21 protein-coding genes are annotated in these 21,325 nt (G+C 62.7%); 12 read left to right on the top strand and 9 right to left on the bottom strand.

Annotated elements, in window-relative coordinates; genetic code table 11:
• Positions 1–19 precede the first annotated feature (19 nt).
• Positions 20–1,405 carry an MATE family efflux transporter gene (locus tag BMX27_RS06630; protein ID WP_090159073.1) on the top strand — a complete coding sequence of 462 codons (1,386 nt, stop codon included), beginning with the start codon at positions 20–22 and terminating at the stop codon, positions 1,403–1,405.
• Positions 1,398–2,006 (top strand): DedA family protein, encoded by a 609-nt coding sequence (locus tag BMX27_RS06625; protein WP_090159072.1) that lies wholly within the window; start codon positions 1,398–1,400, stop codon positions 2,004–2,006. The genes BMX27_RS06630 and BMX27_RS06625 overlap by 8 nt, the downstream gene beginning before the upstream one ends.
• Here the strand turns inward: BMX27_RS06625 and BMX27_RS06620 are convergent.
• Together BMX27_RS06620 and BMX27_RS06615 are read right to left on the bottom strand one after the other, a co-directional pair.
• Positions 2,003–2,437, bottom strand: a complete 435-nt coding sequence (locus BMX27_RS06620) for a hypothetical protein (protein ID WP_090159219.1) — start codon at positions 2,435–2,437, stop codon at positions 2,003–2,005. The genes BMX27_RS06625 and BMX27_RS06620 overlap by 4 nt on opposite strands.
• A 72-nt stretch (positions 2,438–2,509) precedes the next feature.
• Entirely contained in the window at positions 2,510–3,712 is a 1,203-nt protein-coding gene (locus BMX27_RS06615; RefSeq protein ID WP_090159071.1) for a pyridoxal phosphate-dependent aminotransferase, read from the bottom strand.
• Between the two features lie 82 nt (positions 3,713–3,794).
• Between BMX27_RS06615 and BMX27_RS06610 the strand changes: the two genes are divergently transcribed.
• From BMX27_RS06610 to BMX27_RS06600, 3 genes are read left to right on the top strand one after another with little or no spacing between them, the layout of a single operon-like run.
• The gene (locus BMX27_RS06610; protein ID WP_090159070.1) at positions 3,795–4,184 is read left to right on the top strand and encodes a helix-turn-helix domain-containing protein; all 390 of its coding nucleotides are present in this window, start codon (positions 3,795–3,797) and stop codon (positions 4,182–4,184) included.
• A complete protein-coding gene (locus tag BMX27_RS06605) occupies positions 4,181–4,459 on the top strand; it encodes a succinate dehydrogenase assembly factor 2 (RefSeq protein WP_090159069.1) in 279 nt (92 codons plus the stop codon). The genes BMX27_RS06610 and BMX27_RS06605 overlap by 4 nt, the downstream gene beginning before the upstream one ends.
• Before the next feature lie 56 nt (positions 4,460–4,515).
• Positions 4,516–5,037 carry a MarR family winged helix-turn-helix transcriptional regulator gene (locus BMX27_RS06600; protein ID WP_090159068.1) on the top strand — a complete coding sequence of 174 codons (522 nt, stop codon included), beginning with the start codon at positions 4,516–4,518 and terminating at the stop codon, positions 5,035–5,037.
• Here BMX27_RS06600 and BMX27_RS06595 read toward each other — a convergent pair.
• Complete coding sequence (locus tag BMX27_RS06595) at positions 5,031–6,128, bottom strand: N-acetylglucosamine-6-phosphate deacetylase (RefSeq protein ID WP_090159067.1); 1,098 nt, start codon at positions 6,126–6,128, stop codon at positions 5,031–5,033. The two genes, BMX27_RS06600 and BMX27_RS06595, sit on opposite strands and share 7 nt — an antisense overlap.
• Positions 6,122–7,006: an ROK family protein gene (locus BMX27_RS06590; RefSeq protein ID WP_090159066.1), complete on the bottom strand. Its 885-nt coding sequence runs from the start codon at positions 7,004–7,006 to the stop codon at positions 6,122–6,124. Before BMX27_RS06590 ends, BMX27_RS06595 begins: the two co-directional genes overlap by 7 nt.
• A gap of 285 nt (positions 7,007–7,291) precedes the next feature.
• Here BMX27_RS06590 and BMX27_RS06585 point away from each other — a divergent pair, with 285 nt between their 5' ends.
• Genes BMX27_RS06585 through BMX27_RS06575 form a run of 3 tightly spaced genes read left to right on the top strand, consistent with a single transcriptional unit; the run spans position 7,292 to position 9,900 of the window.
• A complete protein-coding gene (locus tag BMX27_RS06585; protein WP_090159218.1) occupies positions 7,292–8,299 on the top strand; it encodes an ABC transporter substrate-binding protein in 1,008 nt (335 codons plus the stop codon).
• Between the two features lie 54 nt (positions 8,300–8,353).
• Positions 8,354–9,142 carry an ABC transporter ATP-binding protein gene (locus tag BMX27_RS06580; RefSeq protein ID WP_090159065.1) on the top strand — a complete coding sequence of 263 codons (789 nt, stop codon included), beginning with the start codon at positions 8,354–8,356 and terminating at the stop codon, positions 9,140–9,142.
• The gene (locus tag BMX27_RS06575; RefSeq protein WP_056036808.1) at positions 9,142–9,900 is read left to right on the top strand and encodes an ABC transporter permease; all 759 of its coding nucleotides are present in this window, start codon (positions 9,142–9,144) and stop codon (positions 9,898–9,900) included. Before BMX27_RS06580 ends, BMX27_RS06575 begins: the two co-directional genes overlap by 1 nt.
• Here BMX27_RS06575 and speB read toward each other — a convergent pair.
• The 4 genes from speB to BMX27_RS06555 form a co-directional block, all read right to left on the bottom strand.
• Positions 9,897–10,874, bottom strand: coding sequence for an agmatinase (gene speB, locus BMX27_RS06570; protein ID WP_090159064.1), 978 nt, complete (start codon positions 10,872–10,874; stop codon positions 9,897–9,899). The genes BMX27_RS06575 and speB overlap by 4 nt on opposite strands.
• A 68-nt stretch (positions 10,875–10,942) precedes the next feature.
• Complete coding sequence (locus BMX27_RS06565; protein WP_090159063.1) at positions 10,943–12,208, bottom strand: capsular biosynthesis protein; 1,266 nt, start codon at positions 12,206–12,208, stop codon at positions 10,943–10,945.
• On the bottom strand, positions 12,205–13,638 hold the full coding sequence (locus BMX27_RS06560) for a GumC family protein (RefSeq protein ID WP_090159062.1): 1,434 nt from the start codon (positions 13,636–13,638) through the stop codon (positions 12,205–12,207). Before BMX27_RS06560 ends, BMX27_RS06565 begins: the two co-directional genes overlap by 4 nt.
• A gap of 109 nt (positions 13,639–13,747) precedes the next feature.
• Positions 13,748–14,362: a response regulator transcription factor gene (locus tag BMX27_RS06555; protein WP_090159061.1), complete on the bottom strand. Its 615-nt coding sequence runs from the start codon at positions 14,360–14,362 to the stop codon at positions 13,748–13,750.
• A 247-nt stretch (positions 14,363–14,609) separates the two neighbouring features.
• Between BMX27_RS06555 and BMX27_RS06550 the strand changes: the two genes are divergently transcribed.
• From BMX27_RS06550 to BMX27_RS06535, 4 genes are all read left to right on the top strand, one after another.
• Positions 14,610–15,989 carry a sugar transferase gene (locus BMX27_RS06550; RefSeq protein WP_090159060.1) on the top strand — a complete coding sequence of 460 codons (1,380 nt, stop codon included), beginning with the start codon at positions 14,610–14,612 and terminating at the stop codon, positions 15,987–15,989.
• Positions 15,990–16,012: 23 nt separating this feature from the next.
• Positions 16,013–16,900, top strand: coding sequence for a UTP--glucose-1-phosphate uridylyltransferase (locus tag BMX27_RS06545; RefSeq protein WP_090159059.1), 888 nt, complete (start codon positions 16,013–16,015; stop codon positions 16,898–16,900).
• 97 nt (positions 16,901–16,997) lie between these two features.
• A complete protein-coding gene (locus BMX27_RS06540; protein WP_090159058.1) occupies positions 16,998–17,513 on the top strand; it encodes a putative pterin-binding protein in 516 nt (171 codons plus the stop codon).
• A gap of 42 nt (positions 17,514–17,555) precedes the next feature.
• Complete coding sequence (locus BMX27_RS06535; protein WP_177172670.1) at positions 17,556–20,054, top strand: hybrid sensor histidine kinase/response regulator; 2,499 nt, start codon at positions 17,556–17,558, stop codon at positions 20,052–20,054.
• Here the strand turns inward: BMX27_RS06535 and BMX27_RS06530 are convergent.
• On the bottom strand, positions 20,051–21,271 hold the full coding sequence (locus tag BMX27_RS06530) for a polysaccharide biosynthesis/export family protein (protein WP_371260106.1): 1,221 nt from the start codon (positions 21,269–21,271) through the stop codon (positions 20,051–20,053). The genes BMX27_RS06535 and BMX27_RS06530 overlap by 4 nt on opposite strands.
• Between the last annotated feature and the right edge of the window lie 54 nt (positions 21,272–21,325).

The following is a 21,325-nucleotide window of genomic DNA, read 5'->3' as shown; positions in this document are numbered from 1 at the left end:
TCGGGCCTAAACCCCGGGCATGGCTACTGTTGCATTCACCTATCCGGATCATATCCGCGCCGTCGTCAGGCTGGGCGCCCCGCTGGTCGCCAGCAACATGGCGCAATTCGCGATCCACATCACCGATACGGTGATGCTGGGGTGGTACGACGTCAGCGCGCTGGCGGCGGCGACGCTGGCCACCAGCCTGTTTTTCGTCATTTTCATCGTGGGTGCAGGGTTCGCCCAGGCCGTCACACCGCTTGTCGCCGCCGCATCCGAGGCGGATGACGCGCAGACTGCCCGCCGCGTGACACGCATGGCGGTTTGGCTTTCGATCCTCTACGCCGTGGTTGTGTCGCTGCCGTTTTTCTGGGCGGAACCGATCCTGCTGGCTATCGGACAGACCCCTGAAATCGCAAGTGCGGGCGGCGCCTACCTGGGAATCGCGATTCTGGGCATGATCCCTGCGCTGATCGTCATGACGCTGAAATCCTTTCTGGTGGCGCTGGAACTGACCGCCTTTATCCTGTGGGCCACGATTGCTGCGGCAGTGCTGAACGTAGGTGTCAACTACATGCTCATTTTCGGCAATTTCGGCGCGCCCGAGCTGGGGATCAGGGGCGCGGCCATCGCGTCCGTTGCAATGCAAAGCGGCACCGTGGTGCTGCTGATCATCTATATCCTGCGCAAGCTGCCGGAATACGAATTGCTGCGCAATCCGTTCCGTCCCGACCCGCAGATCATGGCACGGGTGTTCCGTTTGGGTTGGCCCATCGGTATAACGGCCTTGGCCGAGGGTGGCCTGTTCACCGCCAGCACGATCATGATGGGCTGGATCGGCAAGATCGCACTGGCCAGCCACGGCATCGCCCTGCAACTGACCAGCCTGATGTTCATGATCCATATCGCCATCGGGCAGGCGGCCACGGTGCGTGCGGGGCGCGCATTCGGTCGCGGTGATGCGGTGGGTCTGCGCCGGGGCGCGGTGACGGCATTCGGCCTGTCGGGTCTGTTCGTGCTGTTCACCATCGCCGTGTTCCTCGCCGTGCCGCAATCATTGATCGCATTGTTCGTCGACCCCGATGATCCGGCCCTGCCGATGATCCTGCCGCTGGGGGCCAGCCTGCTGGCGCTGGCCGCGTTGTTCCAGATCGTGGATGCGGCCCAGGTCATCGCGCTGGGCGTGCTGCGCGGATTGCAGGACACGTTCATCCCGATGATCATCGCGACCATCAGCTATTGGGTGATCGCCATTCCGCTGAGCTATGTCATGGCCTTTACGCTGGGCTGGGGGCCGCAGGGCCTGTGGCTGGGGCTGACCATCGGTCTGGCCTTTGCCGCCGTCGCGCTGTGCTGGCGGATGTTGATTCAACGTCGTATCCTGCCCACCTCCTCGGCAACGCAGGGGCATCCGCATGTTTGATTTCATCACGCGCATGATCGACACACTGGGCGCGCTGGGGGTCGGTGTGGTGATGTTTTTGGAAAACGTCTTTCCGCCGATCCCGTCCGAACTGGTCATGCCGCTGGCCGGGTTTCAGGCCGCGCAGGGCAAGGTGTCGCTGATCGCGATTTTCGTGATGGGCACCATCGGGGCCGTGGCGGGGGCCTATCTGTGGTTCTGGGTTGGACAGGCCATCGGGCGCAAGCGACTGGAGGCATTCATCGAACGCTATGGTGTCTGGCTGACGCTCGAGGTCGCTGACGTGCGGCGCGCGATCGAATGGTTCGACCGGCACGACAAGGCGGCGGTGTTTTTTGGCCGCATGGTCCCCGGCATCCGCACGCTGATTTCGGTGCCCGCGGGCCTGTCGGGCATGCGGCTGCGCACTTTTTTCATCTACACCACGATTGGATCTGCCATCTGGAACGCGGGGTTGATCGCAGCGGGGTATCTGCTGTCGGCCAATTATGACCGCGTGGGCATCTATCTGAACCCGGTGACCAACATCCTGCTGACAGTGCTCTTGGTGTGGTACGTGTTTCGCGTGCTGCGCAAACTGATCGCCCGATCGCGCGGCTAGTCGCGCGGTTTGTCAGCCTTGCCGCCATCGGCCTGACTGAGGATCCGGTCCGCCTTTTTGCGCACCAGCGTGCTGCGCAGATCATGCATTGCCAGCAGCAAAGGGTCCGTCACGCTGTCCAGCTGCGCATCCGTCGCCTTGGATTGCACCCATTGGGTCGTGATGTTCAGGTAGTCGATGGCGCGATGGATGTCGTCGATATCCCGCTGGGCCAAGAGCGCCACACGCGCATCCAGCCATTCCTGTATTGCCGCGATATCGGCCTCTGACAGGATGGTGTCGCCGTGGGGTTTCACCTCGCCGTTGCGGACGTTGACCACAGCCAGCTGGTTCATCTCGATCCGGCGTTGCCGGTTCTCGGTGTCGACCTTGAACACGACAGCACCGTTTTCACGGATGCGGAAATAATAGTCTGGCAGGTCTGCGCCCATAAACCCCATCAATCCTTGGTTCGCGATCAATTAACCACCGGCTGGCCGGATTGGCCAGCCACCCGATCCCTGTCAGGTCAGGCCGTCGCAGAATGTCCTGATCCGGTCACAGGCGGTCTGCAGCGCGGCATCCGATGTCGCGTAGCTGATCCTGAAGTGTGGTGATAGACCAAAGGCCGCGCCAAAGACGACGGCGACCTCGGCCTCGTCCAGCAGGGCCGTGGCGAACGCCTCGTCGCTGTCGATCAAGGTGCCAGCGGCAGTGGTCTTGCCGATGCAGCCCGCGATGGACGGATAGACGTAGAACGCGCCTTCGGGCATCGGGCAGACGATGCCGGGGCAGGCGTTCAGCGCGTCGACAACCAGATTGCGGCGCCGGATGAACATGTCATTGTTGGGGGCGATGAAATCATGGGTGCCGTTCAGCGCCTCGACCGCGGCCCACTGGCTGATGGTGCAGGGGTTGGACGTGGACTGCGATTGCACCTTGCGCATGGCAGCGATCAGTGGTTGCGGCCCCGCGGCATAGCCGATCCGCCAGCCGGTCATGGCATAGGCCTTGCTCACGCCATTCATCGTCAGGGTCCGGTCATAGAGTTGCGGTTCGACCTGTGCGGGCGTGCAGAACCGGTAGTCGTCGAACGCCAGATGTTCGTACATGTCATCGGTCAGCACCCAGACGTGGGGGTGACGCAGCAACACGTCGGTCAGCGCCTTCAGCTCGTCCCAGCTATAGCCTGCGCCTGTCGGATTGCTGGGCGAATTGAACAGGAACCACTTGGTTCGCGGCGTGATCGCTGCCTCCAGCTGGTCGGCCGTGATCTTGTACCCGCGATCCAGCGCACCGGCGACAAACACGGGTTCGCCGCCGCCCAGTTTGACCATGTCGGGGTAGCTGACCCAGTAGGGGGCAGGGATGATGACCTCGTCGCCGGGGTTCAGTGTCGCCATGAAGGCGTTGTAGATCACCTGTTTGCCACCGGACCCGACGCTGACCTGCGCAGGCGTGTAGTCCAGGTCGTTGTCGCGCTTGAATTTGGTGCAGATGGCCTGTTTCAGCTCTGGGATGCCGTCGACGGCGGTGTATTTCGTCTTGCCGGACTGGATGGCGGCGATGCCTGCGGCCTTGATGTGGTCTGGCGTGTCGAAATCGGGTTCGCCCGCCCCCAGACCGATCACGTCGCGCCCCTGCGCGCGCAGTTCTTGTGCCCGGGTCGTCACGGCGATGGTGGGCGAGGGTTTGACGCGGTCGAGCGTCGCAGACAACAGTTTCATGGCCGCTCCGGTGGTATCAGTGTGCTGCGCATGTCATAGGATGTGTGTACCACATCAGGCAAGCAACAAGGATGGCCCCGCGATGCAAGACAACGACTGGTATAGCGATGATGCCGCGACATTCGGCGACCGGCTGACGGCGGCGCGCGATGCCGCAGGTATGAGCGTATCCGACCTGGCCAAGAAGCTGGGCGTCAAGACAGGCACCGTCAGCGCATGGGAAGAGGACCTCAAGGAACCGCGTGCGAACCGCCTGTCGATGATGGCGGGCATGCTGAACGTATCATTGGGCTGGTTGCTGACTGGCGAGGGCGAGGGCGTCGCGGCCCCCGACGACGTGGTCAGCATCGCCCCCGAAATCAGTGAATTGTTGTCGCAGATGCGCGATTTGCGTATGTCGATCGCACGGGATGCCGATAAACTGGCGCGGTTGGAAAAACGTTTGCGCCGGGCGCTGGAGGTGCCGCAATGACCGAGGATCTGGACATTACGCGCAAGCGGCTGGCCATGCGGTCGATGCGCCGCGGGATCAAGGAAATGGACCTCATTCTGTCGGCTTTTGCCAAGGCGCGGCTGGCGGAATACGGTGCCGAGGATCTGCGCACCTACGAGGATCTGATGGAAGAAAGCGATCTGGAAATCTATCGCTGGGTTTCCGGCCAATCCGAGGCACCGGCCAGGTTCGCCCCGATGGTCGCCGATATTGCTGTTCTGGCGCAAGGATTGACGCGACCGCGCGGCGATTAACGGAAAATTTCACAATTCGGATCATCCTGAGAGCCAGCCGCCCAAGGGATTCCGCGATGACATTGCATGCCAATATACCAAAGGCCGCGGATCAGTGCGATACGCCACCGCTGGTCCGGGTTTTTCTGCAAAGCTATCTGGATACGCTGGTCATGGTCGAACGGCTGCACCGGTTGCTGCTGGACGTGATCAAGGATGAATTCGAACGGCTGGGCATGCAGGATATCAACCCGGTGCAGGCGCTGCTGCTGTTCAACGTCGGCGACAAGGAAGTGACCGCCGGCGAATTGAAATCGCGTGGTTACTACCAGGGATCGAACGTCAGCTATAACCTCAAGAAGCTGGTCGATGGCGGCTATATGCACCACCAGCGGTCCGACATTGACCGTCGCTCAGTGCGGGTGCGGCTGACCGAAAAAGGGCGTGTGGTGCACCGGGCGTTGTCGGATCTGTTTGCCCGACATGCGGGTGATCTGGTGTCGTCTGGCGTGATGGATCAGACGCGGATCGACGAAATCAACGGGTCCCTGCGCCGGATGGAACGCTACTGGACTGAACAAATCCGCTACATCTATTGATCGGGCAGGATGATGCGCTGCATGTCCATGTCAAGTGCCAGCAGGTCGCGCACCGGGGTTTCCAGAACGATTGATCTGGGGCGCAGGCCCATAACGGTGCGCGGAATGTCGGTTGCCATGCGAATGGCCTGTGCGACGGATACGCCGGCGTGGTGGTGAATGTTGGCACAAGCGGTCACCATGTCCAGATGTGCGCCTGCCAGCGCACCCTCTGCATTGATCAGCGCTCCATCGGCCACGCGGATCGTCCGCCCATACAGGTCGAATTCATCCGGGCCACCGACCGTCGCCATCGCGTCCGAGACGAGGAACATGCGATCCGCAACTGGCCGCGCGGCCATGGCGATCCGGATCATGTCCCAGTCCACATGGATGCCATCCGCGATAAGGCCGCAATAGGCCTCTGATCGCAGCGCAGCCCCCACGATCCCCGGCGCGCGCGATGTCATCGGTGGCATCGCGTTGAACAGATGGGTGAAACAGGTGATCCCGGCATCCAGTGCGGCGGCCGTCTGTGGCGCCGTCGCATCCGAATGCCCCGCCGACAGGATTGCGCCGGTGGCCGAGACCTGTTCCATCAGCCCGGCGTCGCTGCATTCGGGCGCGAGGGTCAGCATGACCGGAATGTCATGGGCGCGCAGCTGCGCGATCAGGTCAACCGTGCGTGCGTCCAGTGGACGGATGGCGTCAGGGTCGTGGGTGCCGCGTCGCGCCAGCGCGATATGCGGTCCTTCGATATGCAGGCCCAGCAGGCCGGGCATGGTGCGGGCGGCGATCACGGCTTGGGCCGCGGTCTCGGTCACATCGGGGTGGTCTGTGATGACCGTGGCCATGACCTCTGCCGTGCCGCGGGTCTGATGCGCGGCGACGATCCGTTCCAGCCCGTCGACTGTGGGATCATTGTTGAACAACACGCCACCGCCGCCGTTCACCTGCAAATCGGTGCAACCGGGCATCAGCACTGCGACGCGCAGGTCCGGCGTTGCCCCGGCCAAGGGGGCGATATGCGTGACCAGACCGCCTGCCAGCGTGACACCCATCCCGGTCATGCCGCGACCGGATTCCCACAACAGGTCAGGCGCGATCAGCATCGTGTGGCCGCAAGCAGGGCCGCACCGCGCGCACCGGAACTGTCGCCATGTTGCGCTGCGCGGATTGCGGGGGCACGGGTCTGGCCCAGTCGGTGCATGTCCAGTGCCGCAGGCAAACAGGCGATCAGATCGGCGCGCCGGCTCAGCCCGCCGCCGATGACGATGACGTCAGGGTCGATCAGGTTTTGCAACGTGGCCAGCGCCTCGCCGGTCAGGTCCACCCAGATGTCGAGCGTTGCAGGGTCTGTCACCTGCTCTGCAGGTATGGTCTGCCCTGTGACATGGGACGCCAACCGGGCCAGACCTGTCCCGGAAATGCAGGTTTCCCAGCATCCCGCGCGTCCGCAGCCACAGGCCCAAAGAGGCAATCCGTGGCGCGCCAGGGCGCGGGCAGGCACGCCGACATGGCCGATTTCCACAGCCAACCCGACCGCGCGCGGCGGAAATGCGCCGTCCAGGCACAGCCCGGCACCGACACCCGTGCCCAGCACCAGCCCCAGCACGCAGCGTCCGTTCTGACCGGCCCCACCGTGGGTTTCCGAATAGGCAAATGCCATGCTGTCGACGACAACAGGCAAACTGCGGCCATAATGCGCAGTCAGCGCGGCCCCCAGATCCTGCCCCGACAGTGGCACGTTTGCCGCCCAGACCGCGCCGGTCTGCGGGTCGATCACGCCGGGCACGCAAACGCCAATGGCCAGATCGGGATCGTCTGCCTGATCCCGTAGCCAGTTGATTTGTGCAATCAATCCCGCGAATAGTGCATCAAAATCATCCAGCGGTGTCGGCACGCGACGCAAATCGCACGTCTGCAGTGCCGTATCATCGAACAGGCGCGCCTCGATCTTTGTGCCGCCCAGATCAATCCCACCGATCATGGATGAATCTTGTTGTCGGGCGCTGGCTGTCGATCCGGGTGCGGCATGCGGTATAAATCCTGTTATTCTGGGCAAGATCGCCGAGCGCGCCGCGCAATTCAAGCGGCACCGCCGCAGGATGGTTTGTAAAAACGTGAATCGTTCAGCAGCGTGGGTCAACAGGTGATTAGTTTTCAGGCAGGCCAGATGAGCCAGATGTCCGACATGACCGATGCCAAGATTGGACTCGCGCGATGTCATTCACGTCGCTAGCGTCACCGGGAAATCATCAGAATGGGACAAAACATGACGCTTCATACCTCGATGCTTGCTGCTGCTGCGGCTCTGATTGCGGCCCCCGCGATCGCGCAGACCGAAATGCCGTTCTCGCTGGACTGGAAATTCGAAGGCCCGGCAGCGCCCTATTTTCATGCACTTGATGCTGGATATTTCACCGATCAGGGGTTGGAAGTCACGATCAGCGAAGGCGCGGGCTCACTGGATGCGATCCCCAAGGTCGCGACAGGGGCCTTTCCCATCGGATTCGCTGACATCAATTCGTTGATGCGATTCCTTGACCAGAACCCCGGCGCGCCTGTGACTGCCGTGATGATGGTTTATGACAAACCACCCTTTGCCGTGGTCGGGCGCAAGTCGCTGGGCGTCGAAGCCCCGGCTGACCTCGCAGGCAAGGTTCTGGGCGCACCGCCGCCCGATGGGGCCTGGGCGCAGTTCCCGATCTTTGCTGCGGAAACCGGTCTGGATATCGACAGCATCACGGTCGAACCTGTCGGTTTCCCGACCCGAGAGCCGATGCTGGCCGAAGGCGAAGTGGCTGCGATCACGGGGTTCTCGTTTTCGTCCGTGCTGAACCTGAAACGTCTGGGCGTGGAGGCAGACGATATCTCGACGCTGCTGATGGCTGACTACGGTGTCGATCTGTATGGCAATGCGATCATCGTGAATACTGATTTTGCCGCCGCCAACCCGGATGCCGTGACGGGTTTCCTGACCGCCGTGGCGATGGGCTGGAAGGACGCCATCGCAACGCCTGACGCAGCGATTGCGGCGCTGATCGAACGCAACCCGGCCGCCGATGCCGCACTGGAAACCGAGCGTCTGCAAATGTCGATCGATGCTAATGTGCTGACCGACTACGTGGCCGAAAACGGCATGGGCGGGATCGACGATGCGCGGATGGCCAGCGCGATCGAACAGACCAAAAGCGTCTATGAGTTCGTGAATGAACCTGACGCAGCTCTCTATTTCGATCCAAGCTATCTGCCGCCCGCTGACGCGCGTATGCTGAACTGAACTATCACGGGCCGCCCATCGGGCGGCCCGATTTCAGAGCAAGGGGGGCAAACCATCGAAAATCTAATCGAGATCAAGGGCGTAAAACACGCCTATACCACCGCCAGCGGGCCATTGCCCGTATTGGACGGTCTGAATGTGTCGGTGCCGACGGGCACCTTTGCTGCTGTGGTCGGACCGTCTGGTTGCGGCAAATCCACGTTGACGCGGCTGGTGGCCGGTCTGATGAAGCCCGACGAGGGCGAGGTTTATCTGCATGGCGAACGGGTCAAGGGCCCGCGCAAGACGGTCGGTATGGCGTTTCAGAACCCGGTGCTGCTGGAATGGCGCTCGATCATGGACAATGTGATCCTGCCGCTGGAAATCGTCGCCCCGCGCATGTCACGTGCCGACCGTGAGGCGCGCGCGATGGAACTGCTGGATATGGTCGGCCTGACCGGGTTCGAGAACAAGCGCCCCTCTGAATTATCGGGCGGGATGCGGCAGCGCGCGTCGCTCTGCCGGTCGCTGGTCCACAAACCCGAAGTGCTGATCATGGACGAACCATTCGGCGCACTCGACGCATTCACGCGCGAGGACCTGTGGCAGACCATGCGCGATCTGCGCCGCGCCGAACCCTTCACCACCGTTCTGATTACCCATGATTTGCGCGAAAGCGTGTTTCTGGGGGACCAGGTGATCGTGCTGTCAGGTCGCCCTGCGCGCACGCAATATGTCATGGACGTCGATCTGCCAGAGGACCGCACGCTGGACGTTCTCTATACGCCCAAGGTGGCGGACATGCTGCATATCCTGCGTGATCAGATCAAGATCGCACAGGGCCGTGACGGGGGGGCGCACTGATGCTGTACAAAATCGCCGTTCCGGTCGCGTCGATCCTGATTTTCCTCGGGTTTTGGGAATTTCTGGTCTGGGTCAACGGTTGGCCGAACTACAAGATGGCGTCGCCGTCCGACCTGCCGCCCGCATTTTGGCAATACAAGGAATTGTTTCTGATCATGGGCTGGCAAACGCTGTGGCGAACCGTTGTCGGGCTGTTTTTGGCCGTGGTGTTCGGCACGCTGCTGGGCATGATCATCGGATTCTCGCGCATCGCGCGGGATGCGCTTTATCCGCTGCTGGTCGGGTTCAACGCGGTGCCTAAGGCGACGCTGGTGCCTGTCATTGCGCTGCTGTTCATCGGGCAACACGATTTCAATACGGTGCTGATGGCCTTCATGATCTCGTTCTTTCCGATCGCGGTTTCGGTGGGCATCGGTCTGTCGACGCTGGAACCGGAATACCGGGACATCCTGCGGGCGCTGGGCGCGTCGAAATTCACGATTTTCCGCAAGATCGCCCTGCCGAAAACGCTGCCGGAATTTTTTGGCGCGCTCAAGGTGGCGGCGACGCTGGCGTTCATCGGCACCAACCTTGTGGAAATCGTCAGCCCGCACGGGCGGGGCCTTGGTGCGCTGTTCAAATCGGGCGAGACGAACGGCAACTACCCGTTGATGTTTGCCGTTCTGATCGCGCTCGCGGTGTTGGGGATCGTGCTGTATTACGCGGTCGTTTTCCTGGAAAAGATATTCGCAGGCTGGGCCGAACGCGCGCAAAGCTAGAACGCGATATCGGATGTGGCGCCCTGACCGGTCCGTGAAACGCCGGGCAGGGCGCACAACATTTCAAACAGCAGGCCAGCGCCCGTCACGGCGGTGTTGCCGGCCATGTCATAGGGCGGCGAGACCTCGACCAGATCGCAGCCGACCAGATTGAGACCAGCGCAGCCGCGCACGATTTCCATGCCTTGCTGGATTGTCAGACCACCGATTTCCGCCGTGCCCGTGCCGGGGGCAAATGCGGGGTCCAGACTGTCGATATCAAAGGTCAGATAGACCGGGGCATCGCCGATCCGGTCGCGGATTTGCGCCATCAACGGGGTCAGTGATCTGTGCCAGCACGCCTCGGCCGGGATGACGGACCAGCCACGCGCGCGGCCCCAGTCGAAATCGGCGGGGGCATAGCCGGTGCCGCGCAACCCGATCTGGAACACCTTGTCGTCGATCAGCAGACCCTCCTCGTGGGCGCGGCGGAACGGGCAGCCGTGGGCCACCGTTTCGCCAAACATATCCGCGTTGGTGTCGGCGTGGGCATCGACATGGATCAGGGCAACGGGGCCGTATTTTTCGGCAATCGCCCGCAGGATGGGCCAGGTGATCGTATGATCCCCGCCCAGTGTCAGCGGGATCACGTCGTGGGCCAGGACCGCGCGGTAGTGATCGGCAATGATCCCGACCGATTTTTTCAGATCGAATGTGTTGATCGGCACGTCGCCAAGGTCCGCCACCTGCAAGCTGTCAAAGGGCGCGGCCCCGGTCGCCATGTTGTAGGGACGCAGCATCCTGCTTTCGTCGCGGATCTGGCGCGGACCCAGCCGCGTGCCGGGCCGGTTTGACGTGCCGATATCCAGCGGTACGCCAATGAAACAGGCATCCAGCCCGGCGGCGCTATCCTGTGCGGGCAGCCGCATCATGGTCGCGGGGCCACCGAAACGGGGCATGGTATTGCCGCCCAGCGGCTGGTTGAGATCGGTCATGACAGTATCCTGTGGTGCATCACCGGATACCTTGGGGCAGGGGCGGGTCCGTGACAACGCCCCGTTGATCACAAGGCAGGGGCGCTGCGCACCTCGCGCGCGTGGATGCCCAAGAGCATCAGGCCCGGCCACAGCAGATAGGCCTCGATTTCGACGTTTTCACCAAAGGACAGCAGCGTCAGCGTCATCATGAAGCCCATTGGCAGCCGTCCGCGCGGCCCCAGCGTGGCGTCCTTCATCGCGATGGCCAACTGCCAGACAAAGGGCACCAGCAGCGCCAGCAGACCGACCACGCCCTTGACGAACAACAGCCCATACCAAGTGTGGTGACTGCCGATCGGCATGTATTCCACCGCGTGCGATCCAGGGGCCACGCGCCCGTGACCGAACCAGACAGCGTCGTTTTTCCAACGCTCCCAAGCGATCCGTTGCAGGGTTTCGCGCACCCGCGTGCTGTCGGCGCGGGCCCCCTTGAACGTGGCGACCGCATCGAGGGCGGCAGCGGCCATCGTGGCCCCCAGCATCGCCATGGAGGCCGTCAGACCGGCCACCACCTGCCAGGCCCAGCCGCGCAACAGCAACGGCATCATGCGGGGTCCGATCGTGCAGGCCACCAGCCCGACCAACCCCATGCGCGATTTCGACGCGAGGATCATCAGCATGCCCGCGGCGATCCCGATGCGCCGCCAGCGTGTGTTGTCCTCTTCCATCGCGAACAGGACCATCATCAGGCCCAGCATCGCGGCAAAGGGTGACCAGGGGGCGTAGAATTGCCAGCGTGGGGTCCAGCTGGACGGGTCCCAGGTAAAGAAATAGACCGAAAAATACTCTGGCCCCGGTCCACCGACGGCCTTGAGCGGCGAGGTCAATATTTTCTCCGGCAATCCGATATGTGGTGCGGCCAGCAGGATGGGGGCCAGGATCAATGTGCCCAGCCCAATGACGCATTGCCCCCGGATCAGCACGCTGCGCCGGATCGGCAGGACTGCACCCGCCAGCGGAAACAGCGCCATCAAGGCCCAGCCCTTGGCCCAGCCGATGCTGGATTTGATCGTCTGCTTCAGGCCCATGTCCCAGTTCAGGTGACCGACCCAGAGGGCGACCAGCATCACGGCCATGCCGATGATCCACATCCAGACCACCGGCGGGATCGGTCCGGCGGCACGCATGTCATCCCGGATCGCATCGCCCAGAAACAGGACCAGAACAGCCAAGGCACCCAGCATCCAGGCCAGCACGGGTCCCACCACATAAAGCGCGCCGATGAAATAAAGCGGCCAAGTGTAAACCAGCGTCTTGTAGATGAACCGCTCGACCGGGTTCAGGTCGGTCATGCGGGACGCTCCGGTTTGGTCAGCAGGCGGCTGATCAGTGCCAGACGGACCCAGCCCATCAACAGGCCGAACAACATCATCATCGTCGCGGCCCCGCCTGCGGCATAGGCCAGCTTGCGGTTGGGGGATGAAGGTCTGTCCGCAAGCGACGGGTTTTCCAGCACCTGCACCAGCGGATAGGACGCGTAGACGTCCGATTTGCTGGATTGCGCCCGCGCGATGGCCGAGGCAAAGACAGCCTCTGCCACCGAAAAATCACGTTCGAGATCCTGTAGTTGTGCGGCCGCAGCGGCCTTGGCGGCCAGATCGCGCTGACCTGCGGCGTATTGCGCACGCAGCGCCTCGAGCTGTTGGCGCGCGCCGCGGCTGTCTGCCTGCATCTGGACCAGTTGCGCCAGCAGGTCGGCCCGCACGCCCTGCGGTGCGAGGTCGAGGCCAGCCAGTGTTGCATCATCCAGACCCGTGACCTGTCGCGCGAGGGCCTGTGCCGTGCTGCGTGCAGTATCGTGGCCCTGTCGGGCCGTGACGACCTGCGGATGGCGCGGTCCGAATTGCGATTGCGCCTCTGCCAACTGGGCAGCAAAGCGCGCAGCCTCGTCCAACAAGGACAGATAGGCACCGTCGGCAAAGAGCTTGAGCGTCCGGGCCGCTGCCTCGGCACTGACGCCCAGTTGTGACGAAAGGCTGGCTGTCGCGGCCTCTTTTTCGGCGAGGGTTGCCGTCTGGACGCGCAGTTCGGTTTCCAAGGCAAGGTGCCGGTCCATCAGCACGTCGTATTGTTCGACCGACAACAATCCGCTGCTGTCCTGGAGGGTGCTGATGGCGGCCCGGGTCTGCGCGACCGAATCGCGATAGTCGGCGATGGCCTGCAATCCGCTGTCCTCGCGGGTTGCAACCTCGTCGGCGCGCAGGGCGTCCAATTCGGTGAAAAACGCATCCAGGATCGCCTCGCCGCGCGCCTTGGCCTCGACGGGGCTGCCGCCTGTCATTTCGAAATGGATCAGGCTGGTCTGGTCGACCAGTGACACGCGCGGGCGGCCCAGATCCGGCATGCTGATGTCCAGTGACCTGGCGGCCGCGGCGAGGATGCGGTCGGCGTTCAGCAGGCGTTTGTAGGTTTCGGTCGGGCTGACCGCGTTGCTGGCGAATGCCGAACTTGCATAAGAGCTGGCCTGACCGATGCCGTTAAGGTTCAGCGATGCGGATGCCCCCGAACCGGGCAGGATCAGCGACGTGCTGGATTTGTAGGTCAGCGGTGCTGTCCGCAGATACCCCGTGATCGGTGCCCAGATCAGTGTGGCCCCCAGGATCGCGAATGCCGCATAGCGGGGCAGGCGGCCCAGATCGGCCAACCCGCCACCCAGCAGGGCACGGCGGATACGCGACCGGCGCGGTGTGGCAGCAGGGGGCAGGGTGGGGGCAATCAACATCGGCAATCTCCTTTGCCGCTGTTTACCTATTTGCCAATTAACCGTCGCGTGGGCGTATGGTTAATCGTCCGGTCCATCCGTCCGTCGCACTATCCGTCAGGATAGGTCCTTAGAAGAGCCCCGCCTCGCGGGCGATCATCGCAGCCTGCGTGCGGTTTGCGGCCCCGACCTTGCGGTATAGCGTTTTGACATGCAGCTTTACGGTCGGTTCGGTAATGTCGAGGTCGCGGGCGATTTCCTTGTTGGATTTGCCTTCGGTCAACCCCTTGAGAACCTGCAATTCCCGCGCCGTCAGCTTCTCTGCCAGCGGGTTGCATTGCGTTTCCTCGACCGCCGTCATGAAATCGATGGGGGCGTATTGTTCGCCCATCGCCATGAATTTCACAGCGTTGACCAGCGATTTGGCAGGCAGGGATTTCGGCACGAAACCGGCGGCCCCCGAATCCAGCGCATCCTCTGCGATCTGGCGGGTCGCCTCTCCGGACATCAGCGCGACACGCTGGCCGTCCCCCATTGCAATCGCCTTTTTCAAACCGTCCAACCCGTTCATGCCGGGCATGTTGTAGTCCAGCAGGATGAGGTCATAAGGCGCGTCCGCAGTGATCCGCGCACAGGCCGCGTCGAAATCCGCGACGGATTCCGTGTCGATCCCGCCCTGGGCCTGCAAGAACATGACAAGCGTATCCCGCAGCAGGTCGTGATCATCGGCGATCAATACTCTCATAGCGTGTCCTCGTTTCGTTAATGCAGCCTAGACAATCACTGTGACCAATCAAAGGCGCCATGACCCACAATATTGGTTAGGGCGTTAACCAATTAGGATATGTTTACCATTCAATTGGGGGCGACGATGACCCGCTGTAGATGTCGCAGGATCGCATGGGGCGTCCGCCTGTCCGCTCGCTCCGTTGCGAGAAGTGCCTGTTTTCAAGGATCTATGACCCAGATCATTTGAACACAGGACGACCCCGATGAAACATACTGCCGACGATTTTCGCGCCGCCTTGCCCGTCATGCTGCGTCCGACGACTTATCTGCCGACGCTGGACCTGACGCTGGCCAACATGACGACACCGCAAGCCGTGGCACAATTGCTGGCCCCGGGACGCCGCCGTGCGTTCTTTGTCAACGCCCACTGTGCTAACGTGATGGAGAGCGACCGCCAGTATGCGGCTGCGCTGCGCTGCGCCGACATGCTGTTGCCCGACGGACTTGGCGTATCGCTGGCCGCCCGGATGACAGGGCAGCGGTTGACCGCAAACCTGAATGGCACCGACCTGATCCCGGCGCTGCTGGTCCAGGCCGCCCGCGAAGGTCGCGGTGTATTCTTGTTCGGCGGCACGCCCGGAACAGCCGATCTGGCGGCACGCAACCTGATCCGTGCCATTCCACATCTGCGGATCACAGGAACACGTGACGGTTTCGCCGGTGCGCAGGACGATGCCGCGGTCATCGCCGATATCAACGCCACCGGTGCCGATATCGTGCTGGTCGCGCTGGGTGTGCCTGCACAGGAAATTTGGTTGCACCGCAATGCCCATCTGCTGAACGCCGCGCTGACACTGGGCGTGGGGGCCGCACTGGATTTCTACGCGGGCAACGTATCGCGCGCGCCGGTCTGGCTGCGCCGTGCCCGGTCCGAATGGATCTGGCGGCTGGCGCAGGAACCACGGCGTCTGGCGAAACGCTATCTGCTCGGCAACGCAACATTTCTGGCCCGCAGCGCCATCCGGGCCGCGCGTCACGCACCACGCGCAGCGGTGTTGCGCCGCACGCTGGACATCACGGTGTCTGCATCCGCACTGGTCGCACTGGCACCGTTGTGCACGCTGACCGCCATCGCCATCAAGATGGACAGCCGTGGTCCGGTCTTTTTCCGCCAGACGCGGGTTGGCCGGGACGGCGTCCCGTTCCAGATGCTGAAGTTTCGGTCGATGGGGCAGGACGCCGAAGCCCGCCGGGCAGCGCTGCTTGCGACCTCTGACCGCGAGGGTGTGTGTTTCAAATCCCGCAACGATCCGCGCGTCACCCGCGTGGGCCGGTTCATCCGGCGGTTTTCCATCGACGAACTGCCGCAGATCCTGAACGTCCTGCGCGGCGAAATGTCGATCGTCGGTCCGCGTCCTGCCCTGCCATCCGAGGTGGCGGCCTATCCCGCACGTGCCTACGGGCGGCTGGCGGTAAAACCCGGGATCACCGGCCTGTGGCAGGTGTCCGGCCGTGCCGATATCGGGTTCGACCGGATGATCGACATGGATCTGGCCTATGCCGCATCGCGCACCCTGATCCTGGACCTGATCCTGATCGCCATGACCTTCCGCGCCGTCCTGTCCGGCCGCGGCGCCCATTGACAACTGAAACTAGGAGAACCGACATGACACATATCCGCAAAGCCGTCTTTCCCGTCGCAGGCATGGGTACACGTTTCCTGCCCGCCACGAAATCCATTCCCAAGGAAATGCTGACCCTCGTGGATCGTCCCCTGATCCAATACGCCGTCGACGAGGCCCGCGAGGCCGGGATCGAAGAATTCATCTTTGTCTCGGCCGCCGGCAAGGGGGCGCTGGAGGATTATTTCGACACCGCCGCCCTGCTGGAACATCGCCTGCGCGAAAAGGGCAAGACTGCTGCACTGGATGCGCTGGCGTGCAGCCATATGCCAGAGGGTGCATTGACGATCCTGCGGCAGGCGCAGCCCTTGGGGTTGGGGCATGCGGTGCGGCAGGCCCGGCATCTGATCGGCAAGGAATCCTTTGCCGTCCTCTTGCCCGATGACGTCATCATGGGCGCGCCCGGTGCCTTGAAACAGATGGTGCAGGCGCACGCCCGTGTCGGTGGGCATATGGTCGCCACGCTGGACGTGCCCCGCGCGGATACGGCGTCCTATGGCGTGCTGGATGTGGCCCAGCAGCAGGGTCGTATCGCCCATGCCAGGGGCATGGTGGAAAAACCGGCACCGGACGCGGCACCTTCGACGCAGGCGGTTGTCGGACGCTACATTCTGGAATCCGCGATTTTCGACCGGTTGGCGGCGCTGACGCCGGGGGCAGGCGGTGAATTGCAGCTGACCGATGCGATCAATGCCGATGTCGACGCGATCGGGGTGACAGGCTACCGATTCGCCGGTGAACGGTTCGATTGCGGATCGGTGCAGGGCTATGTTCAGGCAACGGCCGCCTATGCCATGGCGCGGTCCGACCTGGGTGGTCCGTTTGCGGATTTTGTCAATCAGCGTACGGGTGCGCAGCAGATGGCCGCCTGAAACCTATCCGTTCGGATAGGGGATTATCCCGATGCCCGACTATCGGACTGGACGCCCTTGGGCATAGATTTGCCGTAATGAATGAGGATGACTGACCATGATCAAATTTCTGCGCACAATCGCCGGTGCATCGGCGATCCTGATCCTGAGTGCCACGCCGCTGCTGGCACAGGATATTCCTGCACCGCAGGGCGATGTCCTGCTGACGATCACGGGCAATATCCAGATGACGAACGTGGACGATCAGCTTCAGCTGGATCGCGATGCGCTGATGGCGCTCGACGCGACCACCTTTGAAACCAGCACGATCTGGACCGAAGGCGTGCACAGTTTTCAGGGCGTTTCACTGGCGACCTTGATGGAGGCCCTGGGCGTGACCGAGGGCACGATCATCGCCACGGCGATCAATGACTATGCGGTTGAAATCCCGGTCAGCGATGCGGTCGAGGGTGGTGGCATGGTTGCCTATCTGATGGACGATGCGGAAATGCGCGTGCGGGACAAGGGGCCGTTGTGGGTCGTGTATCCGTATGACAGCGATCCGGCCTACCGCACCGAGGTCATTTATTCACGCAGCATATGGCAACTTGACCGTCTCGAGGCCGTCAACTGATCCGGCATTCCCCCCAACATGCCCGACCAAGGGAGGCTCGCTTTGCCTGATACGGCAGACCAACGCGCCGCAGCCGGTCGCACCTTTGCGGTGCTGGCCGGCCTTTTGGTGATCGGAGCCATCTTGTTTCTCGCGTTCAATGTCTCGCGCGAAATCAGGCTTTTGGGCTCGGCCAATTCCGACAACGTGCAATGGTCGCTGGCCCAGACCGAGGTCGAATTCCTGGAATACCGACGGCATCTGGATGCTGACCCGGTCAACCTGTCTGCGCTGCGGCGCAATTTTGACGTGTTCTACAGCCGGATGGACACGATTTCGCAGGCAAGTGTGTTTGAAACAACGCGCGCCGATGTCGGATTTTCCGACACCCTGCGCGACATTCAGCTGTTTCTGACCGCCAGCGTGCCGATCATCGACGCCGATGATGCGGATCTGCGTTTGCTGCTGCCAGAGCTGGCGGCATTGGCCGATGGCATCCGGCCATCGGTGCGGGATCTGGCGACCGCAGGGCTTGATATCTTTGCGCGCGAATCTGATGTTCGGCGCGAAGCGGTGGCGCGCACCATGTCGCAGCTGGCTTTTGCGCTGTCGCTACTGATCGGGACCCTGGGGCTTGCGATTTTTTACCTTTATCGCCTGATTGCAATCGTCAGTCGCCGAGAGACACAGCAGAAACAGACCGCCGTGCGTCTGAACACCGTGATCGGCACGTCATTGGACGGTGTGATCGTCAGTGATGCGCGTGGCCGGATCATCGAATTCAGCCCCGCCGCCGAAGTGATATTCGGTCATAGCCGTCACGATGTGATCGGCCGTGACATCGGGCAGGTCATCGTACCGCCACATCTGCGCGGTGCTCATGACGCCGGGATGGAACGCATGCGGACGACGGGCGAAAAACACGTGGTCGGCAAGGGCCGGCTCAAACTCGAGGCGCAGCGCGCCAATGGCGAACTGTTTCCCGTCGAACTGGCCATCCAGTCAGCCACCACGGATACCGGCGAAATCTACATCGCGTTCCTGCGGGATATTTCAGCGCGGGTTGCAGCCGAGGCCGAGTTGGTCGCAGCCCGTGACCGGGCATTGGCCGGGGAAAAGCTGAAGACCGAATTCCTTGCGACCATGAGCCACGAAATCCGGACGCCACTGAACGGAATTCTGGGCAACATGGACCTGTTGCACAACACCACGCTGACACCGGATCAGGCGCGATATCTGCGCCATATGGAAACCTCGGGCCGCCTTCTGTTGACCCATGTGTCCGACGTGCTGGACATCACGCGTTATGACGCGGGCAAGCTGAACATCCAGCGGGTCGCGATGAACTTGGGCGATCTGGTGCAGGATATCATCGACAGTCAAAGCAGCATGGCCGCACAGAACGGGACCGCGCTGGACTGGGGCTGGGATGGACCACCGCAGGTCTGGGTCGAATCCGATCCCGACAGGTTGCAGCATGTCCTGATGAACCTCGTGGGGAATGCCGTGAAATTCACCCGGCAGGGCAAGGTGTCGCTGACCGTCAGCGTCCGCGCAGACGGCCAGGGCGACCGGTTGCGCGTCGAGATCGCGGACACCGGCCCCGGTCTCGCAGCCGACCTCAAGGATCGGGTGTTCGATGACTTTGTCACGGGCAACACGGCTTATGACCGCGATGTGGGCGGAACGGGGCTTGGTCTTGCGATTGCGAAACGGTTCGTGACGGCGCTGGACGGGCAGATCGGCGTAAATAGTGAGCCGGGGCAGGGTTGCACCTTCTGGATCGATATCCCGATCAAACGTGTGACGCGTCATGCCGATGCGGTCGAAACCGTCCGGTCCTCCGGCAAAATCGCACCGCTGGATATTCTTGTCGTTGAGGACAACGAGATCAACCGCATTGTCGTGCGCGACATGTTGCAGGCCGCAGGCCACCGTGTGACCGAGGCGCATGACGGGCAGCAAGGAATGATCAAGGCGCAGTCACATGCCTATGACCTGATCCTGATGGATATCAGCATGCCCGTGATGGACGGGCGCACCGCCACCCGGCTGATCCGCGCAGGCCAGGGGGCTTCGGCCAACACACGGATCCTCGCACTGACCGCGAACGTCCTGCAGGACGAACGGGCGGCCTTTCTGGAGGACGGGATGGACGGAATTCTGACGAAACCACTCACGCAGGCCGCGCTGCACGCAGCGCTCGCCAAAGAAGATCGCGCGCAAACCGCGCCCCGTGCCTTTGACGTGATCGACAGCCAGCACAATCGCGAAACGCGCGATGTGCTGGGGGTCGATACCTATGACATGATGCGCAGCCGGTTCGACGCCGACATGGGCGCGCTGATTGCCGAATTGACGGACGGGGCAGGCGACCCCGCCGCAATGGCCGCCGCTGCGCACAAGGGCGCGGGCAGTGCGGCCGTTTTCGGGGCGGTTGCCCTGCGCGAAACCCTCAAGCAGATCGAGACGGCGGCCAAATCAGGCGATACCGATGCCTTGCCCGGATTGATCGCGGCCTTGCCCGACCTGCACCGCGACACCATCGCTGCACTGGCCTAGCGCAGTAGTGAAACGGCCCCCAGAACGCCAAAGACACGGCCGATCTCGGTCACGTTGGTGATCGTGCTGTCATAGCAGGCCAGTGCGTCACCCGGCAGCAGATAGGGGTCGTAATCATCGCGGTCTGCGCGGCGCACCAGATCCTCGATATCGCGTTCGATCACGGTCGATACATCCGTCACGGGATTGCGTGTGAACAGGACCGACGACCTGTCCGCGCTGGTGCTGCGGGGTCCACCGACGCAGTTGGCGTCGATCACGGCCTGAAGGTATCGCGTCCCCCACGGCACCTCGCGCACGGTCTGACCGATGGCAGAGGACGCGTTGTCGGAGGCGGGTTGCGTGAGGTTCGACAGATACAGGCTGACGCCCGGTGGGCTGATCGGGCTGGGCCGCATCAGGTCCTCCTGGAAACACTGGCGGCTGGGGACGCGCACTTCGTCACCGGTTAACAGCATCACGTCGACGGCGTTCTGACCTTCGAACACGCCGCGCATGTCCAGTTTATAGACAGTGCCGTCGCGTAGGACCTCAACGGCCGAAATATCGGCATCGGGCCGGACACCGCCCGCCGCCCGCAAGGCGGCAGACAGGTTGCGCGCCTCGGTCGAGGCCCCCATCGCGTCTTGTCTGCGGGTGTCGAGGCCATTGCCGGGCACGCCGCCGATTTCGACCGCGCGCGGTTCAAATACGGCACCCGACACGCCGACGGTGACGGACGCGAAATCAGCTGCCCGGACCGAAACGCGCGGGGCGGTATCGTAGAACCCTTCGGCTACCAGTTCGCGGGCGATGTCGGCCTCGATCTGATTGCTGCTGCGGCCCTGTGCGCGGACAGGATCGAGGAACGGCAGCTTGAGCGTGCCGTCGCGCGAAATCACGTAGTCGCCGGTCAGGGTTTCGTCATCTGCGATCCGCACGTCCAGCAGGTCATTGCGTGTCAGGCGTTCGCCCTGCAAAGCGGCCGCGGCAATGGCGCTGCCCTTGCCGATGCGGCCATCCGATCCGGCAGCCGCCCCGTAGGGCAGGCATTTCTGCGCGTTCAGCTCGGCCGATCGCAGGAACTGCGCATTGGCGCGGGTCACGGTCGGTTCACGATATTGCGCCTGATAGGCGTCGCCGCTGGCGACCGGTTCCAGGTTGTCAGGACGGTCATATGACGTGCAGGCGGTGGCCAGCACGAAAACAGAGGCCGCGTATCGTGTGGTTTTGGACAGGCGCACGGAAACCTCGGATGCTGGTGGTTGCAGCAACGTTAACCCCGTTCGCCT

This window comes from Loktanella sp. DSM 29012 (assembly GCF_900110705.1).
Taxonomy (GTDB): domain Bacteria; phylum Pseudomonadota; class Alphaproteobacteria; order Rhodobacterales; family Rhodobacteraceae; genus Loktanella; species Loktanella gaetbuli.
Note: the sequence above shows the minus strand (reverse complement) of the source record. Positions and strands in the feature narration are given on the sequence as shown.

Bases quoted from the DNA above. Each gene is read 5' to 3' on its own strand.
- BMX27_RS06625 (WP_090159072.1), top strand. From the start codon at position 1,398: ATGTTTGATTTCATCACGCGCATGATCGACACACTGGGCGCGCTGGGG.
- BMX27_RS06565 (WP_090159063.1), bottom strand. From the start codon at position 12,208: ATGACCGACCTGAACCCGGTCGAGCGGTTCATCTACAAGACGCTGGTT.
- BMX27_RS06575 (WP_056036808.1), top strand. From the start codon at position 9,142: ATGCTGTACAAAATCGCCGTTCCGGTCGCGTCGATCCTGATTTTCCTC.
- BMX27_RS06605 (WP_090159069.1), top strand. From the start codon at position 4,181: ATGACCGAGGATCTGGACATTACGCGCAAGCGGCTGGCCATGCGGTCG.
- BMX27_RS06630 (WP_090159073.1), top strand. From the start codon at position 20: ATGGCTACTGTTGCATTCACCTATCCGGATCATATCCGCGCCGTCGTC.
- BMX27_RS06595 (WP_090159067.1), bottom strand. From the start codon at position 6,128: ATGCTGATCGCGCCTGACCTGTTGTGGGAATCCGGTCGCGGCATGACC.
- BMX27_RS06555 (WP_090159061.1), bottom strand. From the start codon at position 14,362: ATGAGAGTATTGATCGCCGATGATCACGACCTGCTGCGGGATACGCTT.
- BMX27_RS06585 (WP_090159218.1), top strand. From the start codon at position 7,292: ATGACGCTTCATACCTCGATGCTTGCTGCTGCTGCGGCTCTGATTGCG.
- BMX27_RS06610 (WP_090159070.1), top strand. From the start codon at position 3,795: ATGCAAGACAACGACTGGTATAGCGATGATGCCGCGACATTCGGCGAC.
- BMX27_RS06590 (WP_090159066.1), bottom strand. From the start codon at position 7,006: ATGATCGGTGGGATTGATCTGGGCGGCACAAAGATCGAGGCGCGCCTG.
- BMX27_RS06545 (WP_090159059.1), top strand. From the start codon at position 16,013: ATGACACATATCCGCAAAGCCGTCTTTCCCGTCGCAGGCATGGGTACA.
- BMX27_RS06615 (WP_090159071.1), bottom strand. From the start codon at position 3,712: ATGAAACTGTTGTCTGCGACGCTCGACCGCGTCAAACCCTCGCCCACC.
- BMX27_RS06600 (WP_090159068.1), top strand. From the start codon at position 4,516: ATGACATTGCATGCCAATATACCAAAGGCCGCGGATCAGTGCGATACG.
- BMX27_RS06540 (WP_090159058.1), top strand. From the start codon at position 16,998: ATGATCAAATTTCTGCGCACAATCGCCGGTGCATCGGCGATCCTGATC.
- BMX27_RS06550 (WP_090159060.1), top strand. From the start codon at position 14,610: ATGAAACATACTGCCGACGATTTTCGCGCCGCCTTGCCCGTCATGCTG.
- BMX27_RS06560 (WP_090159062.1), bottom strand. From the start codon at position 13,638: ATGTTGATTGCCCCCACCCTGCCCCCTGCTGCCACACCGCGCCGGTCG.
- speB (WP_090159064.1), bottom strand. From the start codon at position 10,874: ATGACCGATCTCAACCAGCCGCTGGGCGGCAATACCATGCCCCGTTTC.
- BMX27_RS06620 (WP_090159219.1), bottom strand. From the start codon at position 2,437: ATGGGCGCAGACCTGCCAGACTATTATTTCCGCATCCGTGAAAACGGT.